The 19999-nt window shown below is 70.3% G+C and carries 21 protein-coding genes; 4 read left to right on the plus strand and 17 right to left on the minus strand.

From position 1 onward, the window contains the following. The first annotated feature begins 77 nt into the window (after positions 1 to 77). Entirely contained in the window at positions 78 to 1229 is a 1152-nt protein-coding gene (locus tag ACZ4RZ_RS02090; RefSeq protein ID WP_467741113.1) for a winged helix DNA-binding domain-containing protein, read from the plus strand. A 3-nt stretch (positions 1230 to 1232) separates the two neighbouring features. Here ACZ4RZ_RS02090 and ACZ4RZ_RS02095 read toward each other — a convergent pair whose 3' ends face one another. After that, positions 1233 to 2006 carry a class I SAM-dependent methyltransferase gene (locus tag ACZ4RZ_RS02095; protein ID WP_467741115.1) on the minus strand — a complete coding sequence of 258 codons (774 nt, stop codon included), beginning with the start codon at positions 2004 to 2006 and terminating at the stop codon, positions 1233 to 1235. An 86-nt stretch (positions 2007 to 2092) separates the two neighbouring features. Between ACZ4RZ_RS02095 and ACZ4RZ_RS02100 the strand changes: the two genes are divergently transcribed. After that, positions 2093 to 2605 carry a DinB family protein gene (locus ACZ4RZ_RS02100; protein WP_467741117.1) on the plus strand — a complete coding sequence of 171 codons (513 nt, stop codon included), beginning with the start codon at positions 2093 to 2095 and terminating at the stop codon, positions 2603 to 2605. A 258-nt stretch (positions 2606 to 2863) separates the two neighbouring features. Here the strand turns inward: ACZ4RZ_RS02100 and ACZ4RZ_RS02105 are convergent, their stop codons facing one another. The 3 genes from ACZ4RZ_RS02105 to ACZ4RZ_RS02115 are packed head-to-tail and all read right to left on the minus strand — an operon-like array spanning position 2864 to position 4865. Then, positions 2864 to 3319 carry a GNAT family N-acetyltransferase gene (locus tag ACZ4RZ_RS02105; protein WP_467741119.1) on the minus strand — a complete coding sequence of 152 codons (456 nt, stop codon included), beginning with the start codon at positions 3317 to 3319 and terminating at the stop codon, positions 2864 to 2866. Positions 3320 to 3377: 58 nt separating this feature from the next. Then, entirely contained in the window at positions 3378 to 4250 is an 873-nt protein-coding gene (locus tag ACZ4RZ_RS02110) for an LLM class flavin-dependent oxidoreductase (protein ID WP_467741121.1), read from the minus strand. Positions 4251 to 4289: 39 nt separating this feature from the next. Beyond that, positions 4290 to 4865, minus strand: coding sequence for a dihydrofolate reductase family protein (locus tag ACZ4RZ_RS02115; RefSeq protein ID WP_467741123.1), 576 nt, complete (start codon positions 4863 to 4865; stop codon positions 4290 to 4292). Positions 4866 to 5363: 498 nt separating this feature from the next. Between ACZ4RZ_RS02115 and ACZ4RZ_RS02120 the strand changes: the two genes are divergently transcribed. Next, positions 5364 to 6140, plus strand: a complete 777-nt coding sequence (locus ACZ4RZ_RS02120; protein WP_467741125.1) for a hypothetical protein — start codon at positions 5364 to 5366, stop codon at positions 6138 to 6140. A 267-nt stretch (positions 6141 to 6407) separates the two neighbouring features. Here the strand turns inward: ACZ4RZ_RS02120 and ACZ4RZ_RS02125 are convergent, their stop codons facing one another. The 13 genes from ACZ4RZ_RS02125 to ACZ4RZ_RS02185 all read right to left on the minus strand — a co-directional run bounded on the left by ACZ4RZ_RS02125 (position 6408) and on the right by ACZ4RZ_RS02185 (position 17871). Further along, a complete protein-coding gene (locus tag ACZ4RZ_RS02125; RefSeq protein ID WP_467741127.1) occupies positions 6408 to 7061 on the minus strand; it encodes an OmpA family protein in 654 nt (217 codons plus the stop codon). A 3-nt stretch (positions 7062 to 7064) separates the two neighbouring features. After that, positions 7065 to 7658 carry a hypothetical protein gene (locus tag ACZ4RZ_RS02130; protein WP_467741128.1) on the minus strand — a complete coding sequence of 198 codons (594 nt, stop codon included), beginning with the start codon at positions 7656 to 7658 and terminating at the stop codon, positions 7065 to 7067. Positions 7659 to 7673: 15 nt separating this feature from the next. Beyond that, on the minus strand, positions 7674 to 8279 hold the full coding sequence (locus tag ACZ4RZ_RS02135) for a pilus assembly protein TadG-related protein (RefSeq protein ID WP_467741931.1): 606 nt from the start codon (positions 8277 to 8279) through the stop codon (positions 7674 to 7676). Beyond that, on the minus strand, positions 8276 to 8479 hold the full coding sequence (locus ACZ4RZ_RS02140; protein ID WP_467741129.1) for a hypothetical protein: 204 nt from the start codon (positions 8477 to 8479) through the stop codon (positions 8276 to 8278). The genes ACZ4RZ_RS02135 and ACZ4RZ_RS02140 overlap by 4 nt, the downstream gene beginning before the upstream one ends. A gap of 102 nt (positions 8480 to 8581) precedes the next feature. Continuing rightward, the gene (locus ACZ4RZ_RS02145; RefSeq protein ID WP_467741130.1) at positions 8582 to 9313 is read right to left on the minus strand and encodes a response regulator; all 732 of its coding nucleotides are present in this window, start codon (positions 9311 to 9313) and stop codon (positions 8582 to 8584) included. After that, positions 9306 to 10562 carry a sensor histidine kinase gene (locus ACZ4RZ_RS02150; protein ID WP_467741132.1) on the minus strand — a complete coding sequence of 419 codons (1257 nt, stop codon included), beginning with the start codon at positions 10560 to 10562 and terminating at the stop codon, positions 9306 to 9308. The genes ACZ4RZ_RS02145 and ACZ4RZ_RS02150 overlap by 8 nt, the downstream gene beginning before the upstream one ends. 191 nt (positions 10563 to 10753) lie before the next feature. Next, complete coding sequence (locus ACZ4RZ_RS02155) at positions 10754 to 11644, minus strand: DUF5936 domain-containing protein (protein ID WP_467741134.1); 891 nt, start codon at positions 11642 to 11644, stop codon at positions 10754 to 10756. A gap of 13 nt (positions 11645 to 11657) precedes the next feature. Next, complete coding sequence (locus tag ACZ4RZ_RS02160) at positions 11658 to 12599, minus strand: type II secretion system F family protein (RefSeq protein WP_467741136.1); 942 nt, start codon at positions 12597 to 12599, stop codon at positions 11658 to 11660. A 40-nt stretch (positions 12600 to 12639) separates the two neighbouring features. Further along, a complete protein-coding gene (locus ACZ4RZ_RS02165; protein ID WP_467741138.1) occupies positions 12640 to 13980 on the minus strand; it encodes a CpaF family protein in 1341 nt (446 codons plus the stop codon). Positions 13981 to 13998: 18 nt separating this feature from the next. Continuing rightward, positions 13999 to 14469, minus strand: coding sequence for a TadE/TadG family type IV pilus assembly protein (locus ACZ4RZ_RS02170; protein ID WP_467741140.1), 471 nt, complete (start codon positions 14467 to 14469; stop codon positions 13999 to 14001). After that, the gene (locus ACZ4RZ_RS02175) at positions 14466 to 16085 is read right to left on the minus strand and encodes an AAA family ATPase (protein WP_467741933.1); all 1620 of its coding nucleotides are present in this window, start codon (positions 16083 to 16085) and stop codon (positions 14466 to 14468) included. The genes ACZ4RZ_RS02170 and ACZ4RZ_RS02175 overlap by 4 nt, the downstream gene beginning before the upstream one ends. A gap of 117 nt (positions 16086 to 16202) precedes the next feature. Beyond that, positions 16203 to 16916: a Flp pilus assembly protein CpaB gene (gene cpaB / locus ACZ4RZ_RS02180; protein WP_467741142.1), complete on the minus strand. Its 714-nt coding sequence runs from the start codon at positions 16914 to 16916 to the stop codon at positions 16203 to 16205. Between the two features lie 70 nt (positions 16917 to 16986). Continuing rightward, positions 16987 to 17871 carry a hypothetical protein gene (locus tag ACZ4RZ_RS02185; protein WP_467741144.1) on the minus strand — a complete coding sequence of 295 codons (885 nt, stop codon included), beginning with the start codon at positions 17869 to 17871 and terminating at the stop codon, positions 16987 to 16989. Positions 17872 to 18237: 366 nt separating this feature from the next. Here ACZ4RZ_RS02185 and ACZ4RZ_RS02190 point away from each other — a divergent pair, with 366 nt between their 5' ends. Continuing rightward, positions 18238 to 19929 (plus strand): chitinase, encoded by a 1692-nt coding sequence (locus ACZ4RZ_RS02190; protein WP_467741146.1) that lies wholly within the window; start codon positions 18238 to 18240, stop codon positions 19927 to 19929. Positions 19930 to 19999 lie beyond the last annotated feature (70 nt).

Here is a 19999-nt window from a genome sequence, read left to right on the forward strand (position 1 = left end):
TTCGGCAGGATGGTGCGCCATGAGGATGTCCGGCACAGCGGACAGGCTCTGACCTCTTTGCGCTCTAGCGTCGCCCCATGACCTTGAGGATCACATGGGACGAGGCGAGCGCGCGGCGCATGGCACGGCAGTTCCTGGCCGTTCCCGCGAAGGCCGGGACGCCGGTCGCCGAGGTGGTCGGCGCGATGCTCGGCGCGCACGCCCAGGTGCTGTCGGCGGCCGAGGTGTCGGTGGGGGTCCGGGCCGAGGGAGTGACCCGGGCGGACGTGCGCGCGGCGTTGTGGGAGGACCGCTCGCTGGTGAAGACATACGGCCCGCGCGGCACACTGCACCTGCTCCCCTCCGCCGAACTCCCCCTCTGGACCGCCGCGTTGGCTGCCGTCCCGACCGGCCCCAGCCCGTTCCGGCCGGACGTACGGCTCACCGACGCGCAGGCGGACGAGGTCGTCGCGGCGATCGGTGACGCCCTGGACGGCGCGTCCCTCACCATCGACGAGCTGGGCGACGAGGTCGTGGCACGCACCGGACCGTGGGCCGGGGACCTGGTGATGCCCGCGTTCCAGGGGATGTGGCCGCGCTGGCGCCAGGTGATGCACCGGGCGGGCCAGCGGGGCGCGCTGTGCTTCGGCCCGAACCGGGGGCGCAAGGTGACGTACACGCGCCCCCCGCGTTTCGAGCCGCTCGCTGCCGACGAGGGGCTCTCCCTGCTCGTACGGCGCTATCTGCGCGCCTACGGACCCGCGACGGCACCGCACTTCGCCAAGTGGGCGGCGGCGCCCCGGGGCTGGGCTCTTGAACTCTTCGCTTCGCTGGCGGACGCGGGGGACATCGAGGAGGTCGACTTCGCGGGCGGTCCGGCGTGGGTGCTGGCGGGCGACGCGGAATTTCCGCAGGAGCCGGTGCGCGGGGTGCGGCTGCTGCCGTACTTCGACGCGTACGCCATTGGCTGCCAGCCGCGTGAGGTGCTGTTTCCCGGTGCGGCGTACGAGCGCGCGCTCGCCGGCGGGCAGGCCGGGAACTACCCGGTGCTGCTGGTCGACGGCGTGGTCGCCGGGGTCTGGCACCAGCGGCGCCAGGGACGCAGTACGACGGTCACGGTGGAGCCGCTGGGACGGCTGACGCCCGCGCGGGAGCGGGAGTTGGCACGGCAGGTGGAGCGGGTGGGCGAAGTCCTGGAGGCGAGGCCGGAGTTGGTGGTGGGGAAGGTGACGGCGGGACCGCATGCGTGACCCTTATACCTCCGGCTTGCGCGCCTCGATCAGGAAGCGGGTGCTGTGGGCGACGAACGGGCCCTTCGCCTCGATCTGCTCGTGCAGCGCGCGGAGCGTGGGCCGGTACTGGTCGACGGTGAAGCCGGGCACCATCCAGATCACCTTGCGCAGGAAGTGGACGACGGCTCCGATGTCGTAGAACTCGATGCGCAGCCGCTCCGCGCGCAGGTCCACGACATCGAGCCCGGCGGCCTCGGCGGCGGCACGGGCACGGTCGGGGTGACGGGCGTTCTTGATGTCGTCCGGCTGCGGGCCGAGGAAGTACGCGACGAGTTCGAAGACGCTCGCGGGGCCGATCTGCTGGGAGAAGTAGGTGCCTGTGGGGCGCAGTACGCGGGCGATCTCGTCCCAGTACGTCCGCACCGGGTGCCGGCTGGTGACCAGGTCGAAGGCCTCGTCCGCGAACGGCAGCGGCGCGTCCTCCGGGGAGGCGACGACCACGGCGCCACGCGGGTGCAGCAGGGCGGTGGCCTTGGCGACGTTAGGTGGCCAGCCCTCGGTGGCGGCGGTGAGCGGGGGCAGCTTCGGGGCGGAGCCGAGGACTTCGCCGCCACCGGTCTGGATGTCGAGCGCGGCGGACGCGCGGGCCAGCCGCTCCCCCATCGCCCGCGCATACCCCCACGAGGGCCGCTCCTCGGTGGCCCGGCCCTCGAACCAGGAGAAGTCCCAGCCGTCGACGGACGCGGCCTCGGCTTCGGCGACGAGGTCTTCGAAGGTGCGGGCGGTGGCGGTCATGGCGGCGATCGTCTCAACGGGCACGCGCGGACGCGAGGGAATTTCCTTCGCCGGGCGTTGTCGGTGCCAGCTGCTACGTTCCGGGCATGACGACGAGTCCAGGAGCCGTCCGGGTGCCGTACACCGGTGGCGAGAAGGAAAGTCTGCACGCGAGTCTCCACCGGCATCGGGACGCGGTGCTGTGGAAACTGGAGGGCCTCGACGACGAGCAGGTACGACGCGTGATGACGCCGTCGGGCACCAACCTGCTGGGCCTGGTGAAGCACCTCGCGTCCGTCGAGTACGGCTGGTTCTGCTCGACCTTCGGGCGCGAGGTCGAGCCGCTGTGGTTCGACCCGGCCAGTGCGGAGGACATGAGCGCGGGGCAGGGCGAGACGACGGCCCAGATCGTCGAGTTCTACGGCCGCGCCCGCGCCGCCGCCGACCGCACCATCTCCGAGCTGTCGCTCGACGACCTGGGCACGTCGTGGAACGGCACGACGGTCTCGCTGCGCTGGGTCCTGATCCGCATGATCGAGGAGACAGCCCGGCACGCGGGGCACATGGACATCGTGCGGGAGCTGATCGACGGGACTGCGGGGGATCACCGGCCGGGGTGATCGAGGCACGTCGGGAGCCTCGAACGCCGCGCGTCCGGTGGTGGGGTGGGTCGGGGCCGTGCACCGGCGAGTGCGGGTGCGCTTTTCAGCCCGTCCGGCGTTTGCGGACGAGGCCGCTCAGGCCGAAGGGGGGTCTGGGGGCACAGCCCCCAGGTACGGGACGGGTAGGGGCGGAGGGGGCGAAAAAACCCAGGCGGTAACCCGAGGGAGCGGGAGGGCGGGCGTGGTCATGCGTGAGGACGAGCAGGCCGGACGCTGTCATCGGTCGAGTACAAGCAGGGCATGCTCGTTGTCGCCGTGGCGGACGGTCCCCGCGTGCTGGAAGCCGTGCCTCTCCAAAAGGCGTACCGAGGCGGTATTGCCGATGAACGGGTCGGCGTACAGGGGCCGGTTCTTCTCGGCGCACAGGAAGAGGCCGAGGGCCCGGGTGCCGATGCCGCGGCCCCAGTAGGGAAGGCCGAACCAGTAGCCGATGTAGCGCCGCTGTCCCTCCCACCAGGCGACGATGGAGCCGGCCGGTCCGCCGTCGACAGTGACCGTCTGGACGAAGACGGTGCTGTCGCCGAGGATCCTCGTGACCCAGTGGGTCATGAAGGCCTCCCGCTCCCGGGAGGGAAACCTGGAACGCCGCACCGCCTCCGCGTCCAGCTGCTGCTCGAAGAACGGCTCCAGATCGGCCTCGGTCACGTCCCTCAGACGTACGTCCTCATCCATGTTCACCGAGTGTGGCACCGGCCACTGACACTCACCCCCGACCGGAGGAGTGGGGTGCTCAGGGGATCAGTGGGCGCACTTCCTCGGCCACGAACCGTACGAACCCCTCGGGATCCGGTTCGTCGGCGGTGGGCTGGAGGATGACAGTGTCGGCCCCGGCATCCGCGAGGCGCTGGACGGCCTTGGCGACGGCGCCCGCGTCACCGGCGGCTCCGTGCTCCGGGACCGGATCCTCCCCGTTGGCCTCGATCTCGGCGCGCAGCCGGGCGGCGGCGTCGGGCCCAGTGGCGGCGTGGAGATAGACGACCACTCGGTGCCGGTCGGTCCGACCGGCCGACTGTCGCCCCTCATCGATGAGCTGGCGTGCCCGCCGTACCCCTTCGGGAGCGGTGGCGGCGGTGAGGATGGTGCCGTCGGCGGCCTCGCCGGAGAGCCGGAGCGTACGGGGCCCGGTGGCGCCGGCGAGGACCTCCGGCACCGAGGTGGGCGGCCAGTCGAGGGCGACGCCGTCGAGCTTCACGTACCGCCCGTCGGTGGTGACCCGCTCCCCCCGCAGCAGCGCGCGCAACGCGTCGAGGTACTCGCGCAGCAGCGTCACGGGCGACTCGGCCCGCGCCCCGACCTGCCCCATCCAGTCCTGCACGCCGTGGCCCACGCCCACGACGGCCCGCCCCGGGAACAGCCGGTGCAGCGTGGCGGTCTCCATCGCGGTGACGGCGACGTTCCGCAGCGGGACGGGCAGCAGCCCCACCCCGACGCGCACGCGTTCGGTCCAGGCGAGGGCGGCCGCGGCGGCGGAGATCCCTCCCTCGAGGAAGCAGTCCTCCCACAGCCACAGCTCCTCGAGCCCCGCGTCGTCCGCGACGCGCGCGAGGGCGCGGAGCCGTTCGGGAGGAAGTTGGGGTCGGAACACGGCGCCGAGTCCAGTCATGCGCACTTCCTACCCGGACCCACCTCCAGAACAACCGCTTTACGACGCCGCGGCGTTGGCACGTTCGTACCGCAGCTGTACGACACCGTTGCCGAAGACCCGCGCCTCGATGAGCCGGAGCCGGGTCAGGGCGTCCGCCTCCGGGAACAGTGGCTTGCCGCGGCCGAGGAGCACCGGATGGACGTACACCCAGAACTCGTCCACGAGATCGTGCCGCATGAACGCGGCGGCGAGATCGGCCCCACCGAGCCCCAGATCTCCGCCCGACTGCTCCTTGAGCGCCCTGATCTCCTCGGGCACGACCTCCCGCACGATGGTGGTGTGCCCCTCGGCGCGCTGCAGCGTCCGCGAGAACACCACCTTGGGCATGTTCCGCCAGATGCCGGCGAACTCGACCACCTCGGGCGTACTCTCCGGATCCTTGTCCGCCGTCGGCCAGAACCCGGCCATCAGCTCGTACGTCACCCGCCCGTTCAGCAGCGCACCCATCTCCCGGATCTCGCGATTGAAGTGCCGGTGCAGCTCGGCGTCGACCATGTGCCAGTCGATCTCACGGTTCGGCCCCTCGATGTACCCGTCAAGGGACACGGACATCATCAGGACGATCTTTCGCATCACGAACCTCGCCGACGTCGTTTACGGGCCAGCCCCAGGGCATGGCGACAAAGGCATGCGGACAAGGGCATGCGGACAAGGGCATCGTGGCAGGAGACTCAGCCGGTCGACCAGGTTGTGGCGCCCGTGTCGGACCGGAGTGTCAGTTCGGCGCCACCCTCAGAGGGCATGGGCCAATTGGGCATCCTGTCTCAGGAATTCATCAGCGCGCCTCGCATACGTCCAGGTCAGATGCCTCATGGCAGCAGCCCTCCAGAGACGGACGAGACAGTTACCCCTCCCGGCTCCGTCTTGTCGCCGGGTTATCCACAGGGGGATCGGCTGGGGGCGGGGGTGCGGGAGAGTTGGGGCGTGCGGGAGTTGCGGGATGTGGCCCGGGGAGGGCTGTTGCTGACGTCGTGGGCGGTGGCGGAAGGGTGGTCTCGGGCCTCTGTCTTCCGGCGCCTGAAGGAGGAGGGGTGGACGGGGCTCGGGCGTGGTGCCTGGGCGCACCCGGGGATGGGGCCGGACTTTCGGATACGGCTCAGGGCGGCCCAGCTGGCCACGCCGGAGCTGGTGGTGAGTCACCGGGCGGCGGCCTGGCTGTGGCGGATCGAACTCCTTCAGGTGGAGGCGGAGTTCACCGATCCGGAGGGGCTGCGGAAGCGGAGGGGGATGCGGGTTCACCGCAGTGCGCTGCGCGCCGAGGACGTGGTCGAGCGGGGCGGGCTGCGGGTCACGAGCGTCAACCGCACGCTGGCCGACCTGCTCCTGTCCGGGCCCCGGGACGAGGCCCTGGTGGCCGTGGACTCCGCACTCGCCCGCCGTACGGTCACGGTGGGCGAACAGCGGGTTCGCCGGGCGCCGCTCACCCGGCTCGACGCGGTCACTGCTGCCCTCGAACACCGGTCGCGCGGCGCCGTCCGGGCCCGCGGGTGGCTGACGCTCGCCGACCCGGCGTCCGGGTCGCCGGCGGAGACGGTGGCCCGGCTGCGGATGCACGACGCAGGGCTGCACCCGGAGACGCAGGCCGAGGTCGTCACCTTGACCGGACGTGTCCTGCGCCCCGACTTCCTGTTCCGGGCGCAGGGCGTCGCCGTCGAGATCGAGGGGTACGCCTACCACGGCCGCCGCGAGGACCACCGTCGCGACGTCGCCCGCTTCAACGACCTCCAGCAGTGCCCCAACGTACGGATCACCCTGCGGTTCACGGCGGCAGAGGTGTTCCGCTCGCCGGAAACGGTGATCGCCACGATCCGGCAGGCGGTGGGAGGCGCCACGTCCTCTGCCGGATGAACGGAATCAGGCCCCGGAGGACAAGGAAAACGGCTCCGAGGGTCAGTGCCACGATGGTCCCGACCCATGACGTGCCGCCGACCCATGACGTGCCGCCGGCCCCTGCCGTGACGCCGGCCCCTGCCGTGACGCGGGTACCGAGCAGGAAACTGCTCCAGGATCGACCAGCCCTTCTGGGCACATGCCGCCTCGAACAGCTCGCAGTCGGTGCGCAGGCCGTTGACGTTCGCGAGGACGACTATGCGGTGGTTGAACCTGGCCAACCCGTCAGCCCTGCTGGCTCTCGCCCGTCGACGCGCCCCTCGGGAACGTCACCTCCACGCGGCGGTTCTTCCTGCGGCCCTGTTCCGAGGTGTTGTCCGCGATCGGGTAGTCCTCGCTGTAGCCGCGGACCTCGAAGGTGACGTCCGTCGAGCCGAGGGCGGCGGCCAGTTGGTCGTGGACCGCTTCCGCGCGCTTTTTGGAGAGGGTCAGGCCGTGGGCGTACGAACCGAGGTTGTCGGTGAAGCCGAAGACTCGGACCGTCGTCGCGTTCTGGGCCTTGATCTCGTCCGCGATCGCCTGGATACGGGAACGTGCCTCCGGGTTCAGTTTCGAGCTGTCCTTGGGGAACAGCACCTCCGCCTGCAGCGCGAACGTCACGTCCGAGTTCGTGTCCTCGCGGCGCTCCTCACCGCCGAGGTCCTCCACGACCGACTTGATGTCCAGCACCTTGGCGGGCGCGAGCGTGGCGCCGTCGGCGAGCTTGAGACCGGGGCTGTTGGCGTCCACTTCGGGGGGTGGGGAGGTGGTGATGCTGCCCGGGGGGGCGCTCGGGTCATCGTCGTCGGCATAGGCCGGGCCGCCGCCCGGGAGGCCGAGCGTGATCAGCACGGCCAGGGCCGTGAACGTCGTCGCGGCGGTGCGGCGCGCGAGGGCCATCGGTCAGCCCTCGGAGATTTCGATGGAGGCGGGGGGCATGGAGCCGACTTGGAAGTCGACCTTGGTGGTGTCGGCGGGTGGGGCGGGGAATTGGGCGAACCAGTCGGCCGACCGACCGGCGTCCACACCTCCTCCGTCGAATTTGGTGCACAGGCAACGCCCTTGGGTGTCCCGCAGGACCAGGTACTTCTTCTTGCCCTTGCTGTCGACCAAGGAAGCCCCGGCCATGGATGCGCCGTTCCTGCTCAACTCACGCTCGTCCCCACGCCAGTTCGAGGCGATCCAGAACTGGCCCCCGCCATTGGTCACCTTGCCGCTCACGGTGACGAAGCCTCCCTGGTCACGAACTGCCGAAGTGATCGTGAGCGTTACGTCGTCGCCCTTGACCTCCGCAAGCGCCGTGTCCTGACTCGACGTCTGCGACTCTTGCTTCCCACTACCGCTGCCACTCTTGCCCGACTGGGATGAGGACGCAGCCGCCTTCGGCTTGTTACCGCCGTCTCCCCCACCGCACCCGGACACCGTGAGGAGCAACCCAGTCGTGATCGCCATCGCAGCCATGGCCCTGCGGCCCTTCATGGTGTGCCGGAGATCCATCGGTACGGCTTCCTCTCACTCGGCCAGATGCACAGAGAACAGCACGGACGCGTCGGGAAGGTCGTCCGAATTGAAATCTTCGGGATCGATGTCTACGGGGTCGCCGCCGCAGTCCAGCTCCACGAGCTTCTTGGGGTCCGCGTCCGGGGCGAAAGTGCAGCGTGGCTCGATGACTGCCGTGGCATGGGCCTTGGCGTGCCTGGTCTCCGTGCCTGGGATGATGGAGTCTCCGACCGTGTAACGGGTCTCGATCGTCACTCGGTAGCCCGGAAATCCGTTCACGGTGGTGAGCTGGGCCCCACCCGGCACGGTTGCGTCGTTCTCGGCAGCCAACCGCTCGGCCGCAGCAGTGGCTCCCGCTCCCTTGAACAGATCGCCATCGAGCCAGTCCAACCATTGGTCGTCCTTGCCGATGGCGCCTGCCAGGCCCACCATCAGCTCGTCGCGAGAGTCCTGCGCGGCCGCCAACGCCGCAGCGTCCGCCGCAGATTGAGCTCCATTGCGGGCGGACGCTGCTTGGGCGAACGCGAAGAAGGCAAACGCAGCGAAGAGCAGTATCCCTGTCAGCCAGATGTAGATGGGGAGGGTCTGCCCTCGGTCACTGCGGACCGGCCGGATCAGCCGCCGCCAGTGACCTGGGTGACGGCGGTCCTGATCGCTCCTGAGATCAGCCCGTCCAAGCCGATCTGGTCGATCAGCGTGAAGATCCCCGCAATGATGATCATCAGGCCCGCATACTCCACGAACCCGGCCCCCGCGTCCCGTTCCCTCCCCCGTATCCGGGAGACAACGGTTCGCGTCCACCAGTCGAACCTGCTCATCGTCACTGCCCTCCCACCCGACGCCACTACCGACCCGTGCACCGTACGTGAGAACGCGCCTACTCCGGGTGGGCCCAGGGGCCCAACTTCTGGTGGGTGGAGTCATCGGCCCCACCCCTCGTGGGTCGTGCCCAGCCAGTGGGCGATGGCTTCGCTGCGCGAGGAACTGTGCAGCTTTGCGAAGATGCGGTTGATGTGGTTCTTGACGGTCTTCTCGCTGATGAAGCAGGTGGCGGCGATTTGGCGGTTGTTCATGCCGGCCGCAATGAGGTCCATCACCTCCACCTCCCTTGAACTCAGGCCGAAGTCGGGCCGGTTGGGGTTCCGGCGGGGCCGTCCCGTCGTGTATGCGGGGCGAGCCTTTGACGACTGTGTCATAGATGGTTGCAGATGCGAAGCGAGTTCGTTCGGTTCGTACGAAACTCCGAGTGAATCCGGGACAGTTGGCCTGCCGTTCCGCAGGTCGCGTACGGCCGTGATCAGTTCGGCGGCGGTGAACTCGCCGTGGACCAAGTAGCCGGACGCGCCTCGGCGCAGGGCCGCGGCCACGACCTCGGGTTCGCGGCTGTAGGTCAGCATCATCACGGGGGCCAGGCGGGCCAGTTCGGGGAGTGCGGTCAGGCCGTCCGTGCCGGGCATGCGGACGTCGAGGAGGACGACGTCCGGGGTGAGGCGTGCGGCGGCCTTGAGGGCCTCGTCGCCGTCGGGTGCCGCCGCGACCACCTCGATGTCCGGATGGCCGTCGAGCAGCGCGGTCAGGCCGGCCCGGACGACCGGGTTGTCGTCGGCGACGAGTACACGCAGGGGCGGGCCGGTGAGTGCCTGGTCAGGCATGAGCGGCCTCCTCTTGGGGAGTGGGGGGCGTGTGGGAGGCGGCGGCCGAGGAGAGCGGGAGGGTCAGGTGGACCTCGGTGCCGCCCTGCGGAGGGCGGTTCAGGGCGATGCTGCCGCCGAGCGAGGCGGCTCGTTCCGTCATGCCGAGCAGACCGAAGTGGCCGGTTCTCGTCAGGTCGTCGAGGGTGAGAGAGGGGGGCAGACCCACTCCGTCGTCCCGGACTCGTAGCGCGAACTCGGCCTCTGAGACTTCGAGTTCGACCGCGACCCCGCTCGCGTGCGCGTGACGATGGGCGTTCTCCAGCGCCTCGGACGCGATCGCCAGGACGTGGTGGGCCATGGCGTAGGGGAGGATCGCGCGCCCGCCCCGGTGTCGTACTGCCGTGGTGAGCTGGGTGCGGGACTCGAACTCCACTGTGCGGGCTTGGAGTTCGGAAAGGACGTCGGTGTCCCGGGTCGTGAGGTCCGTGTGGCGGCGCAGGTCCGAGAGGAGTGCGCGGGACTCCGTCGCCGCGCGGCGCGCCGCGCCTGCCACGAGCGTCGCCTGGCGTTTGAGCACCTGCGGGTCCGACTCCTCCGCCGAGGATGCCAGCGCCTCCGCCGCCAGGGCCAGACCGTGGAGGGTCTTCGCCACGGAGTCGTGCATCTCGCGGGCCAGGCGGGCGCGTTCGGACTCCACGGCCTCCGCCACGGCAAGGCGGGAGGTCGCCTCGGACAGCGCCTGGCTGGCCGTGCCGAAGCGGAACATCAGGTTGCGGAGGGTTACGCCGATGATGCCGGCGCCGACGCAGAAGCCCGCGATGAGGAGGGTGTTGGCGCCCGCTCCCGGGTGGTGTTCCCAGGCCCGGTAGACGGTGAGGAGGACGATCAGCTGGAGGCCCGTGAAGATGCCTGAGCCTCGCCAGCCGTACAACAGGCCCGCGAGGAGCGGGGTGCAGACCGTCGCGTAGGCGAGAGGGGAGGCGGGGGACGCCGTCAGGAGCAGGATCGCTCCGAAGGTGAGGTCCACTGCCATGAGAGTGGGGTGTGCGAGGAGGCGGGGGCCCAGGCGGTCCCAGTCCCTGAGCATGGCGTACGAGCCCATGACGCCGAGGACCGCTGCGGCGAGGACCGTGTAGCGGGGTGGGCCGTCTGTCGCGTTGCTCATCGCGAAGGGGGCGCCTATCGCGATGGCTGCGAGGCGTACGGCGAAGGCCTGGCGGCAGAGGGCCTGGAGGGCGTTGAGCTGGAGCCTGACGCCGCCCGGCACCGGGGCGTCGTCCTCCAGGTACCCGCGGCTGCCACCCTTGGGCCAACTTGCGCTTGCCCCTGCTGCCGGTTGCCCGGCGTGATGGTTGCCGTCGGGGAGGGGGCGCTTACCGGCGCTCGCAGGGTGCCGCTTTGCCCACCCGTGCCGCCCCGAGCGGCACGCATGCCCACAGCTACGGAGGAGACGCCTCATCATCGGCCCAGGATCGAGCCGAAGTTGGTCCCCGACCCCAAGAACATTCCCGTTGCGATCAGGATCATCGTGGCCGGGAGCATGAAGACCAGCGTGACCATCGTCGCCTTGGGGATGGTCTTGGCGGCGCGGCGGCGGGCGTTCTGGGCGTCCGTTCGGCGCATGTCCGTGGCGAGTTGGATCAGGGTCTCCGCGATGGGGGAGCCCAGCTCCTCGCCCTGTTGCAGGGCCGACACGAACTGGGCCACCTGCTCCGACGAGTTGCGTTTGCGGAGCTCGTCGAAGGCCTGGCGGCGGCTGACGCCCATGTCCATCTGGCGGAGGGTGATGCGCAGCTCGTCCGCCCAGGGGCCCTCGTACTTCTCGGCGACGCGGTCCAGGGCCTGGCGGAAGCCGAGGCCCGCCGAGACGACGACGGCGAGGACGTCGAGGAAGTCCGGCAGCGTGCGGTCGATGACCTCCTTGCGTTCGCGGACGGCCTGCCAGATGGCGGCATCGGCGGCGACGAGACCGAAGGCCAATGCCAGGGCGGCGAAGAGGAGTTGGCCGTTGGAGAGGAAGATGAAGGCCAGTACGACGCCGAAGATGCCGTATACCGCGCGGCGGGCCGCGTAGCGGTTGAGCGTCAGGCCGCCCGGGTTGCCGGCCATGTCGATGCGGCGGCGCTTGGCGTCGACGCGGCGCGGGCCCATCAGGCGCAGGACCGTGGGCGCGAAGCGCATGCCCAGGCGGTCGACGGCCGAGTCCGCCTTGGAGACGCGGGTTCCGCCGACCTCCAGGGCGAGCGCGAGGTCGCTGGGGAGTTTGGCGTCGGCGCGGATCATGCGGATGCCCAGGAGGACGCCCGCGACGGCCGCGCCCATCAGGACGGCGAGCAGCAGCGGCAGCAACGTAACCCCTCCCTCATACTTCGATCTTGCCGAGGCGGCGGATGACGAAGAAGCCGACGGTGTAGAGGCCGAGGGCCAGCAGGACCAGGCCCTGGCCGAGCGGGGAGCCGGTGACGCGGGCCAAGGCCCCCTCGTTCGAGGAGTTGATCAGGACCAGTGAGCCGATGCCCAGGAACGGGACCGTGAAGGCCGTCGCGTTCACCTCGGAGAGCATCGTGCGGACCTCGCGGCGCGTTTCCTTGCGGTCTTCCAGGGTCTGGGTGAGGTTGCGCAGGGAGCTGACGACCGAGCCGCCCGCCTTGTTGGCGAGGACGAGGGTCGTGACGAGGACGATGAGCTCGCGGGAGGGCAGGCGTTCGGAGAGTTCGCCGAGCGCGTCGTCGATCGTCCGGCCCATCATCAACTGGTCTGCCACATGCGCGAGTTCCTCGCCCGCCGGGGCCTCCAGCTCCTCCGCCGCCATGGCCAGGGCCGTCCGCAGGGCCAGTCCCGCCGCTGTGGCGTTCGCCAGCAGGCGTGCCACGTCGGGGAGTTGGTTGATGAAGGCCTCGATGCGTTTCTGGCGTTGCCAGTTGAGGAAGATGGCCGCGCTCCAGACGCCCAGAACGGCCGCGATGGGGCCGAAGAAGGGGGCGAGGGTCGCGGAGGCGATCAGCCAGAGAGCCACGACCACCGCCGTGACGTACGTGAAGAACTCCCCCGCCGTCACGTCGAGTCCCGTCGCCGACAGGCGCAGGTGGATGGTGCGACCGAGGCGGGTGCGGCGCAGCCGGCGGTCGATGCCGGCGAAGCGGCGCACGCGGCCGGCCGCCGTACGCAGTGGGCCGCCGCCGGAGAGGCGGTCGACGAGGGCCTGGCGCTGGGCACGCCCCGAGGCGTACGTGTGCACGCCGGCGACGGCGAGTGTGCCGCCGAGGAGGGTCGCGCCGAGGGCGAGCAGGGCGGGGTTGTTCATGGCTGCCTCCCTTCGGAGGAGGAGTCGACGGTGGGGGACGTCATCCGATGGCCTGCCTCGTGTTGAGTACGTCGATGGCCTCCGCGACGCCGAAGGCGGGCGGCAGCGGCTCGTTGGCGACGTACAGCTTCTCCGCGATCTGACGCGGGAGGGGGAGGTGCTCGAAGTGGCCGTGGACGATGCGGTCGGGGCCGACGGGGCGGGGGACGAAACGGGTGACGGGCGCGATACGGAACTGCTCGCGGCCGTGCGAGACGAGCAGGGCGATCTCCGTGACCTTGCGGGAGCCGTCGGCGTGCCGGGCCAGCTGGACGACGACATCGACCGCCGAGTTGATCTGGTCCTTCAGGGCCTCGAAGGGGATCTGGACCTCGGACATCGAGCCCAGGGTCTGGAGGCGCATCAGCGCGTCCTCGGCGGAGTTCGCGTGGACGGTGGCCAGGGAGCCGTCGTGACCGGTCGACATGGCCTGGAGCATGTCGAGGGTCTCGCCGCCGCGGACCTCACCGACGATGATGCGGTCGGGGCGCATGCGCAGGGAGTTGCGGACCAGGTCGCGGATGGTGATCTGGCCCTTGCCCTCCACGTTCGGGGGGCGGGATTCGAGGCGGATGACGTGCTCCTGCTGGAGCTGGAGTTCGGCCGAGTCCTCGATGGTGATGATGCGTTCGTGGGACGGGATCAGGCCGGAGAGGGCGTTGAGGAGCGTCGTCTTTCCGCTGCCGGTGCCGCCGCTGACGATGACGTTGAAGCGGGCCCTGACGAAGGCCGCCAGCAGCATGAGCATCTGCTCGTCGAGCGAGCCGAGGCCGATCAGCTCCGGGAGGGTGTAGGCGCGCGGGAAGCGGCGGATCGTGAGCGTCGGGCCGGTCAGGGCGAGCGGCGGGATGATGACGTTGACGCGCTCGCCGGTGGGGAGGCGGGCGTCGACCATAGGGTTCGACTCGTCGACGCGGCGGTTGACCGTCGAGACGATGCGTTCGATGGTCTGCATGAGCTGCTCGCTGGACGCGAAGCGCAGGGGGAGCTGCTCCACGCGGCCGGCCCGCTCCACGAAGATGGAGTCGGGTCCGTTGACCATGATCTCGGTGATCGACGCGTCGGCGAGGAGCGGTTCGAGGACGCCGAGGCCGAGTGCCTCGTCGACGACCCTGCGGATCAGCTGGGAGCGTTCCGCGGTGGAGAGGACCGGGCCCTCTCGGCTGATGATGTGGCCCAGTACGCGCTCCAGGCGTACGCGGCGTTCGGCTGCCGCCAGGCTGGACATCTCGGCGAGGTCGATCTCTTCGAGGAGCTTCGCGCGGTAGACGGCGACGAGATGGCCGTCCTCACGGGCGGGGCCCGACTCGTCGGGGGTGGCTATGCGGGAACGCAGGCTCATGGCTTCGGCTCCTCCCGGTCAGTCGTCGGTGGGCATGGTGGCGTGGCGTACTACGGTCACGGCGCCGAAGAGGGGGATGACGGAGGGGACGTGGACAGTGACCGTCGCAGTGGTCGTGTCGGCGCCCCTGGCGGGAGGGGGAACGTCCGGGTGCAGCCATCCGCTCACGGCCGCGTGGCCCGCCGCCGAGCCGTCGCCGTCCTGCGAGGCGACCCGCGCGGCGGCTCGCGCCCCGGTGCCCGCCTGGTTGATGCCGTAGCCGACGAGGCCGAGCTGGATGGCGGCCAGGCCGATGACGAGCAGGATGGGCAGGAACCCGGCGAACTCCAGGATGGAGACGCCGCGGTCGTCCCAGCGGCGCCGCCGCGGCCGGGCCGCGCGACTCGGCTTCGCCGGGGTGGCGGCGGATTCGGCACCGCCGGACCGCGCCGCCGTGGTCGCACGCCGTCGCGGCGGAAACCGACGACCAGGCAACTGGAGAACGCTCATCCGCCGTCTCCCTCCAGCGCCGCCCCCGCGTCCCCGTCCACATGCCACCCCGCGTCGAACCCCGGGAAGAACAGCGGCACATCGACCTTGACGGTGGCCTTCATCACCGAGCCCGCCGGGGTGCAATTGATCTCCGCCCCGCTCCAGGCCCCCGGCAGATGCTTGCTCCCCGCCGCCTCGCACGCGCCCTCGTACGCACCGGGAGTGACCGCGTTCGCCGCCGTGGCGGCCCGCGCCGCCTCGTCCGCCGCGTTCCCGGCCAGCGAGTACGAGTAGCCGTACAGCACGCACTGCCACAGGATCGTCATGACCACGAGCAACAGCGGGAACATCCCGGCGAATTCGAGGGTGACCGCTCCCCTGTCGCCGCCCCGTCGGCGGAGCGCGAGCGCGCCCCGGTCCGACGACGCCTTACGACGCCTGCCGCCGCCCCCGCCCTCCTGGGCGACCACAAGCCCCAGTTCGCCCGCCAGCGCCCACAGGGCCTGTTTGACCGTCGAGCGGGTGTCCAGGTCCTGGAGCCGGCCGGCGTCGACCACGGACTGGAGTTCCTTGAAGGCCGCGGGGACCGCGGAGCGGGCGACCTTGGTGCCGGTGACGCGTTCGACGAGAGAGAGCTGGATCTCCGTACCCCTCGAAAAACGGTTCACGACCGTCGTCGTCTCCTCCGCCTTGCGGATCTGGAGGCGGTCCCACATGCGGACCATGCGTTTGGCGGCGCGGACGGCGACGACATCCGGGGTGACGAGGAGCAGCGCCTGGTCGGCCATTTCGACGGCGGCGGCGGTCGCCGCGTTCATCTGGGAGCCGCAGTCGACGACCACCACGTCGTGGCGGGAGCGCAGGGCGGACAGGACCTGGCGGGCCACCCGGTCGGTGACCTCCTCGCCGCGTTCGCCCTCGGCCGGGGCCAGCAGCAGGCCGATACCGCTGTCGTGGGTGTAGATGGCGTCCTGGAGGACCCGTGGGTTGATGTCGCTGATGCCGGCGAGGTCGGCGACCGACCGTCGGAACTGCACGTCCAGGTACGACGCCACGTCCCCGGACTGGAGGTCGAGGTCCACCAGCGCCACGGTGCGGCCCGACGCCGCTGCCGCCAGGGCGAGTTGGACGGCGGTCAGCGTCACGCCGACGCCGCCCTTCGCGCCGGTCACCGTGACGACCGTGCCGCCGGGCCCCGCGTACAGCTCGGGCGTACCGCTGCCGAGGTGGCGGCGCATGCCGGCGGACCACGCGGCGGCCGCCTGGACGCGTTCGGCGAGGGCGTCGTAGCCCAGCGGCAGGCCGATGATGCCGCGGGCGCCGGAGTCCATGGCGGCGGTGAGGACGCCGGTGCTGGCGTCGGCGGTGATGAGGACGACGCCGACCGCCGGGAAGCGCATCACCAGGTCGCGGATCAGGTCCAACGCCGGGACGGGGCCTATCCGTTCGTGGACCAGGACCACTTCCGGCAGTTCGTCGAGGGACTCGGCGGCCAGCCTCGCCAGTGTGTCCAGCAGCGCCGTCGAGTCGGGGACGGGCGGGGCCGGTTCGGCGTCGGCGAGCTGGCTCAGCAGGGTGGTGAGCGCGCGGGCCGAGTCGATGTCACCGACAGCCGGCAGGATGCGGATGGTCATCGGCACAGCCCCGTACGCATCGACCCCGTGCGCGGCCATCGGCACAGGCCCGTACGCATCGACCCCGTGCGCGGCCATCGGCACCGCCTCGTAGGCATGGACCTCATGAGCGGCCTCCTACTTGTCCTCGTCGAGGGTGTACGTACGGTCGCCGGGCGCGACGGTCGCGTCGGAGCCGCCCGCGACCAGGGCCAGCCGGACGTGTTCGGCGAACGACTCGGCGTACGCCACGCGTTGGGCGTCGGCGGTGTCGAGTGCGAAGGTGATGGGGACGGCCTGGGTGGCGCTGTTGCGGCGGTCGGAGGTGGACTGGCCGGGGTCGAGCGCGGTGAGCTTGCCGACGTCGATGACGCGGGCGTTCTCGACAATGACCTTGGACTGGTCGGTGCCCTTGTCGTTCTCGGCCTTGAAGGTGGCGTAGATGTTGACCCGGGAACCGGGGTTGATCTTGCCCGCGACGCCGGTCGCCGCGTCGATCATGATCGCGATCTCCTGTTGCCCGGCGGTCAGTTCCGGCCGGTCCACGATCATGTCGGTCTGCAGCAGGGAGCCCTTCTCCAGCTGGGTGACCGCGATCTTGCCGCGGATCTGGGAGAGGCTGGTGACGGCCGTGGACGACAGCCAGCGCTTGGGCATCGAGATCTTCTGGAACTGGTCGGCCGACAGCTCCTTGTAGGGCGCGATGTCGCCCTTCAGGCGGTACGCCGCCACCTCCGGGCCGACCTTGGAGTTCACGTCACGGATCACCGAGAGCACTCCGGCGAAGGCGCCCAGGGCGCACAGGGCCGAGAGGACCAGCAGGATGACGCCGCGGCGCTGGCGTGAGTTCATGATCCGGACAACCTCGATCTGCGGGGGACGGCGGGGTCGAGCGGTCGTTCCTGGTGTTGTGGAGTTGTGCTTACGTGGCGCCTCGGGGCAGCGCGCGTACCGAAGAGGCTGCCCGGACGGCGGCGGCCGGAAGCCCCTGCGACGGTGAAGGCGGTGGCAGCGGCGCGGCGCAGAACCCGCAACGGTCCCCGATGAGTTCGAGGCCGCACCAGTGGCACTCCTCCCGCCGCACGGACGAGACGAGCTGGTAGAGCACGGAGACGTCGTACAGGCCGGCGGCGAACTCCGCGAGCCGCGACGTGCCCCACCAGCGGGCCGACTCCTCCGGCAGCGGCACGGTCGCTACGCCCTGCACCCGCCAGGCGGGCGCGAGCTCTGCGGTGACCCAGTCGGAGGGCGGCTGACCCGAGGCGACGAGCAGCCGGGTGCCGAACTCGGGCCCGGGCAGCTCCTCCTGGCCGACTCTGACGAGCTGCGGTCGCGGATTGGCCAGTACGGCGAACTGGGCGCCCGGCACCCAGGACTTGGCGTGCGATTTCAGGGACACCGGAACCCGGTCGAGCTTGGCGACCGAGCCGAGCAGGGCACCGGCGTAGATGTAGTGGGCGAGCAGCCGGGCGGAGGAGGCCAGCACACCCGGGCTGAAGTCGCAGACCGACAGCTGGCGCAACTGCTGGGCCAGCAGGGCGAGTCCGAGCGGCGGCAGGTCGATGCCGAGCAGCGCGATGCGGTCGCTCTCGAGGACGGAGCGCACAGTGTGCAGTCGCCGGGTCACGTCACCGGAGACGGAGGACGGGTAGAGCGAGATGACGTACCCGTGCTGCTCGATGAGCGCGTGCATCCCGGTGAGGGAGCTTTCGAGGGTGTCGAGCGGCTGGACGACTGCGGGCGGGGTCTGCCGGTCGTGCGGTGGGAGCACCAGATCGGGACTGGTGACGGCTATCGCGGTCGGCACGCTGCACACACCCCGTTCGCTGCGGCGGGGTGGTCAACCGCCGCCTCAGATCGCCCCTGTTTCGCCATGGACCGTCACAGATGGCCACAGATCGTCACTGTGACGTCTCTTGCATCAGCACCATATCCACGGCATGCCCCGCTCAACACCGACTTCCCGAGATCAACTCACCGAAGGTGTGGGCTTGATCAACGGAGAGTGAGCCGCATATGCCGCAACTCGACGTCCGGACAAGGGTGTTGATGGCTCCAGAGGTCTTGACAACCGAATTGGTCTGGACCAGCTTGTACATCCAACGGTGGCCACCGTTCCGTATCCCCCCTCCCCTCCCCCTCACCGGAGGTCCCAGTGGACCGCGTATCAGGCATGCCCGGACGCAGACGCACCTGGGCGGGACTCCTCGCCGCCGCGCTCGCCGCGTCAGCCCTCACCCTCACCGGTCTCGCCAGCGAGGCCTCGGCCGCGGACGTCAACAACGCCAAGAACGGCGGCTACGAGTCGGGCCTGAGCAACTGGACCTGTTCCGCGAGCAGCGGTACGACCGTCTCCTCCCCCGTGCACGGCGGCTCGGCCGCGCTGAAGGGCACGCCCGCGGGGCAGGACAACGCCAAGTGCACCCAGACCGTCGCGGTCAAGCCCAACTCGACGTACACGCTGAGCGCCTGGGTGCAGGGCGGCTACACCTACCTCGGCGCGACCGGCACCGGGACGACGGACGTGTCGACGTGGACGCCCGACTCCTCCTCCTGGAAGCAGCTGACGACCACCTTCACGACGGGCGCGTCGACGACCTCGGTGACGGTGTACACGCACGGCTGGTACGGGCAGGCCGCGTACTACGCGGACGACCTGTCGGTGTACGGGCCCGACGGCGGCGGTGGCGGCGACCCGGCCCCCACGGTCCCCGCGACGCCGGCCGGTCTGTCCGTCGCGTCCACGACCTCCTCCTCCGTGTCCCTGTCCTGGAACACGGTGTCGGGCGCGACCGGCTACAACGTCTACCAGGGCGGTACGAAGGTCCAGTCGGTGACGGGGACGTCGGCGACCGTCTCCGGGCTCGCCGCCTCGACGTCGTACTCCTTCCAGGTCACGGCGACGAACTCGGCTGGTGAGTCGGCGAAGTCGTCGGCGGTCACCGGCACGACGACCGCGTCCTCCGGCGGCGGTGGCGGCACCGTGCCGAAGCACGCCGTCACGGGCTACTGGCAGAACTTCAACAACGGCGCCACGGTCCAGAAGATCTCCGGCGTGCAGTCGCAGTACGACATCATCGCCGTCGCCTTCGCCGACGCCACCGGCACACCAGGCGCGGTGAGCTTCACCCTCGACTCGGCCGGACTCGGCGGCTACACCGTCGACCAGTTCAAGGCCGACATCAAGGCCAAGCAGGCCGCGGGCAAGAAGGTCATCATCTCCATCGGCGGCCAGAACGGCACGGTGTCGGTGAGCGACTCGGCCTCCGCGACGAACTTCGCCAACTCCGTCTACTCCCTCATGCAGACGTACGGCTTCGACGGCGTCGACATCGACCTGGAGAACGGTCTCAACGCGACGTACATGTCGCAGGCCCTGCGGTCCCTGTCGTCGAAGGCCGGATCGTCCCTCGTCATCACGATGGCCCCGCAGACCATCGACATGCAGTCGACGTCGAACGCGTACTTCCAGACGGCCCTGAACATCAAGGACATCCTGACCGTCGTCAACATGCAGTACTACAACAGCGGTTCGATGCTCGGCTGCGACGGCAAGGTGTACTCGCAGGGCTCGGTCGACTTCCTGACCGCGCTCGCCTGCATCCAGCTGGAGGGCGGCCTCGCTCCGTCCCAGGTGGGCCTCGGCCTCCCCGCCTCCACCAGCGGCGCGGGCAGCGGCTATGTATCGCCGACGATCGTGAACAACGCCCTCGACTGCCTGACCAAGGCCACCAACTGCGGCTCCTTCAAGCCGTCCAAGACCTACCCGGACCTGCGCGGAGCGATGACCTGGTCGACGAACTGGGACGCGTCGGCGGGCAACGCGTGGTCGAACGCGGTGGGCCCGCACGTGCACGCGCTGTAGCAAGAAAGAACCATCCCACCCCGCTCGTCGCGACCGCGGCGAGCGGGGTGAAACATTTCCGGGGGCCCAC

The organism is Streptomyces sp. NPDC027189, from assembly GCF_055566975.1.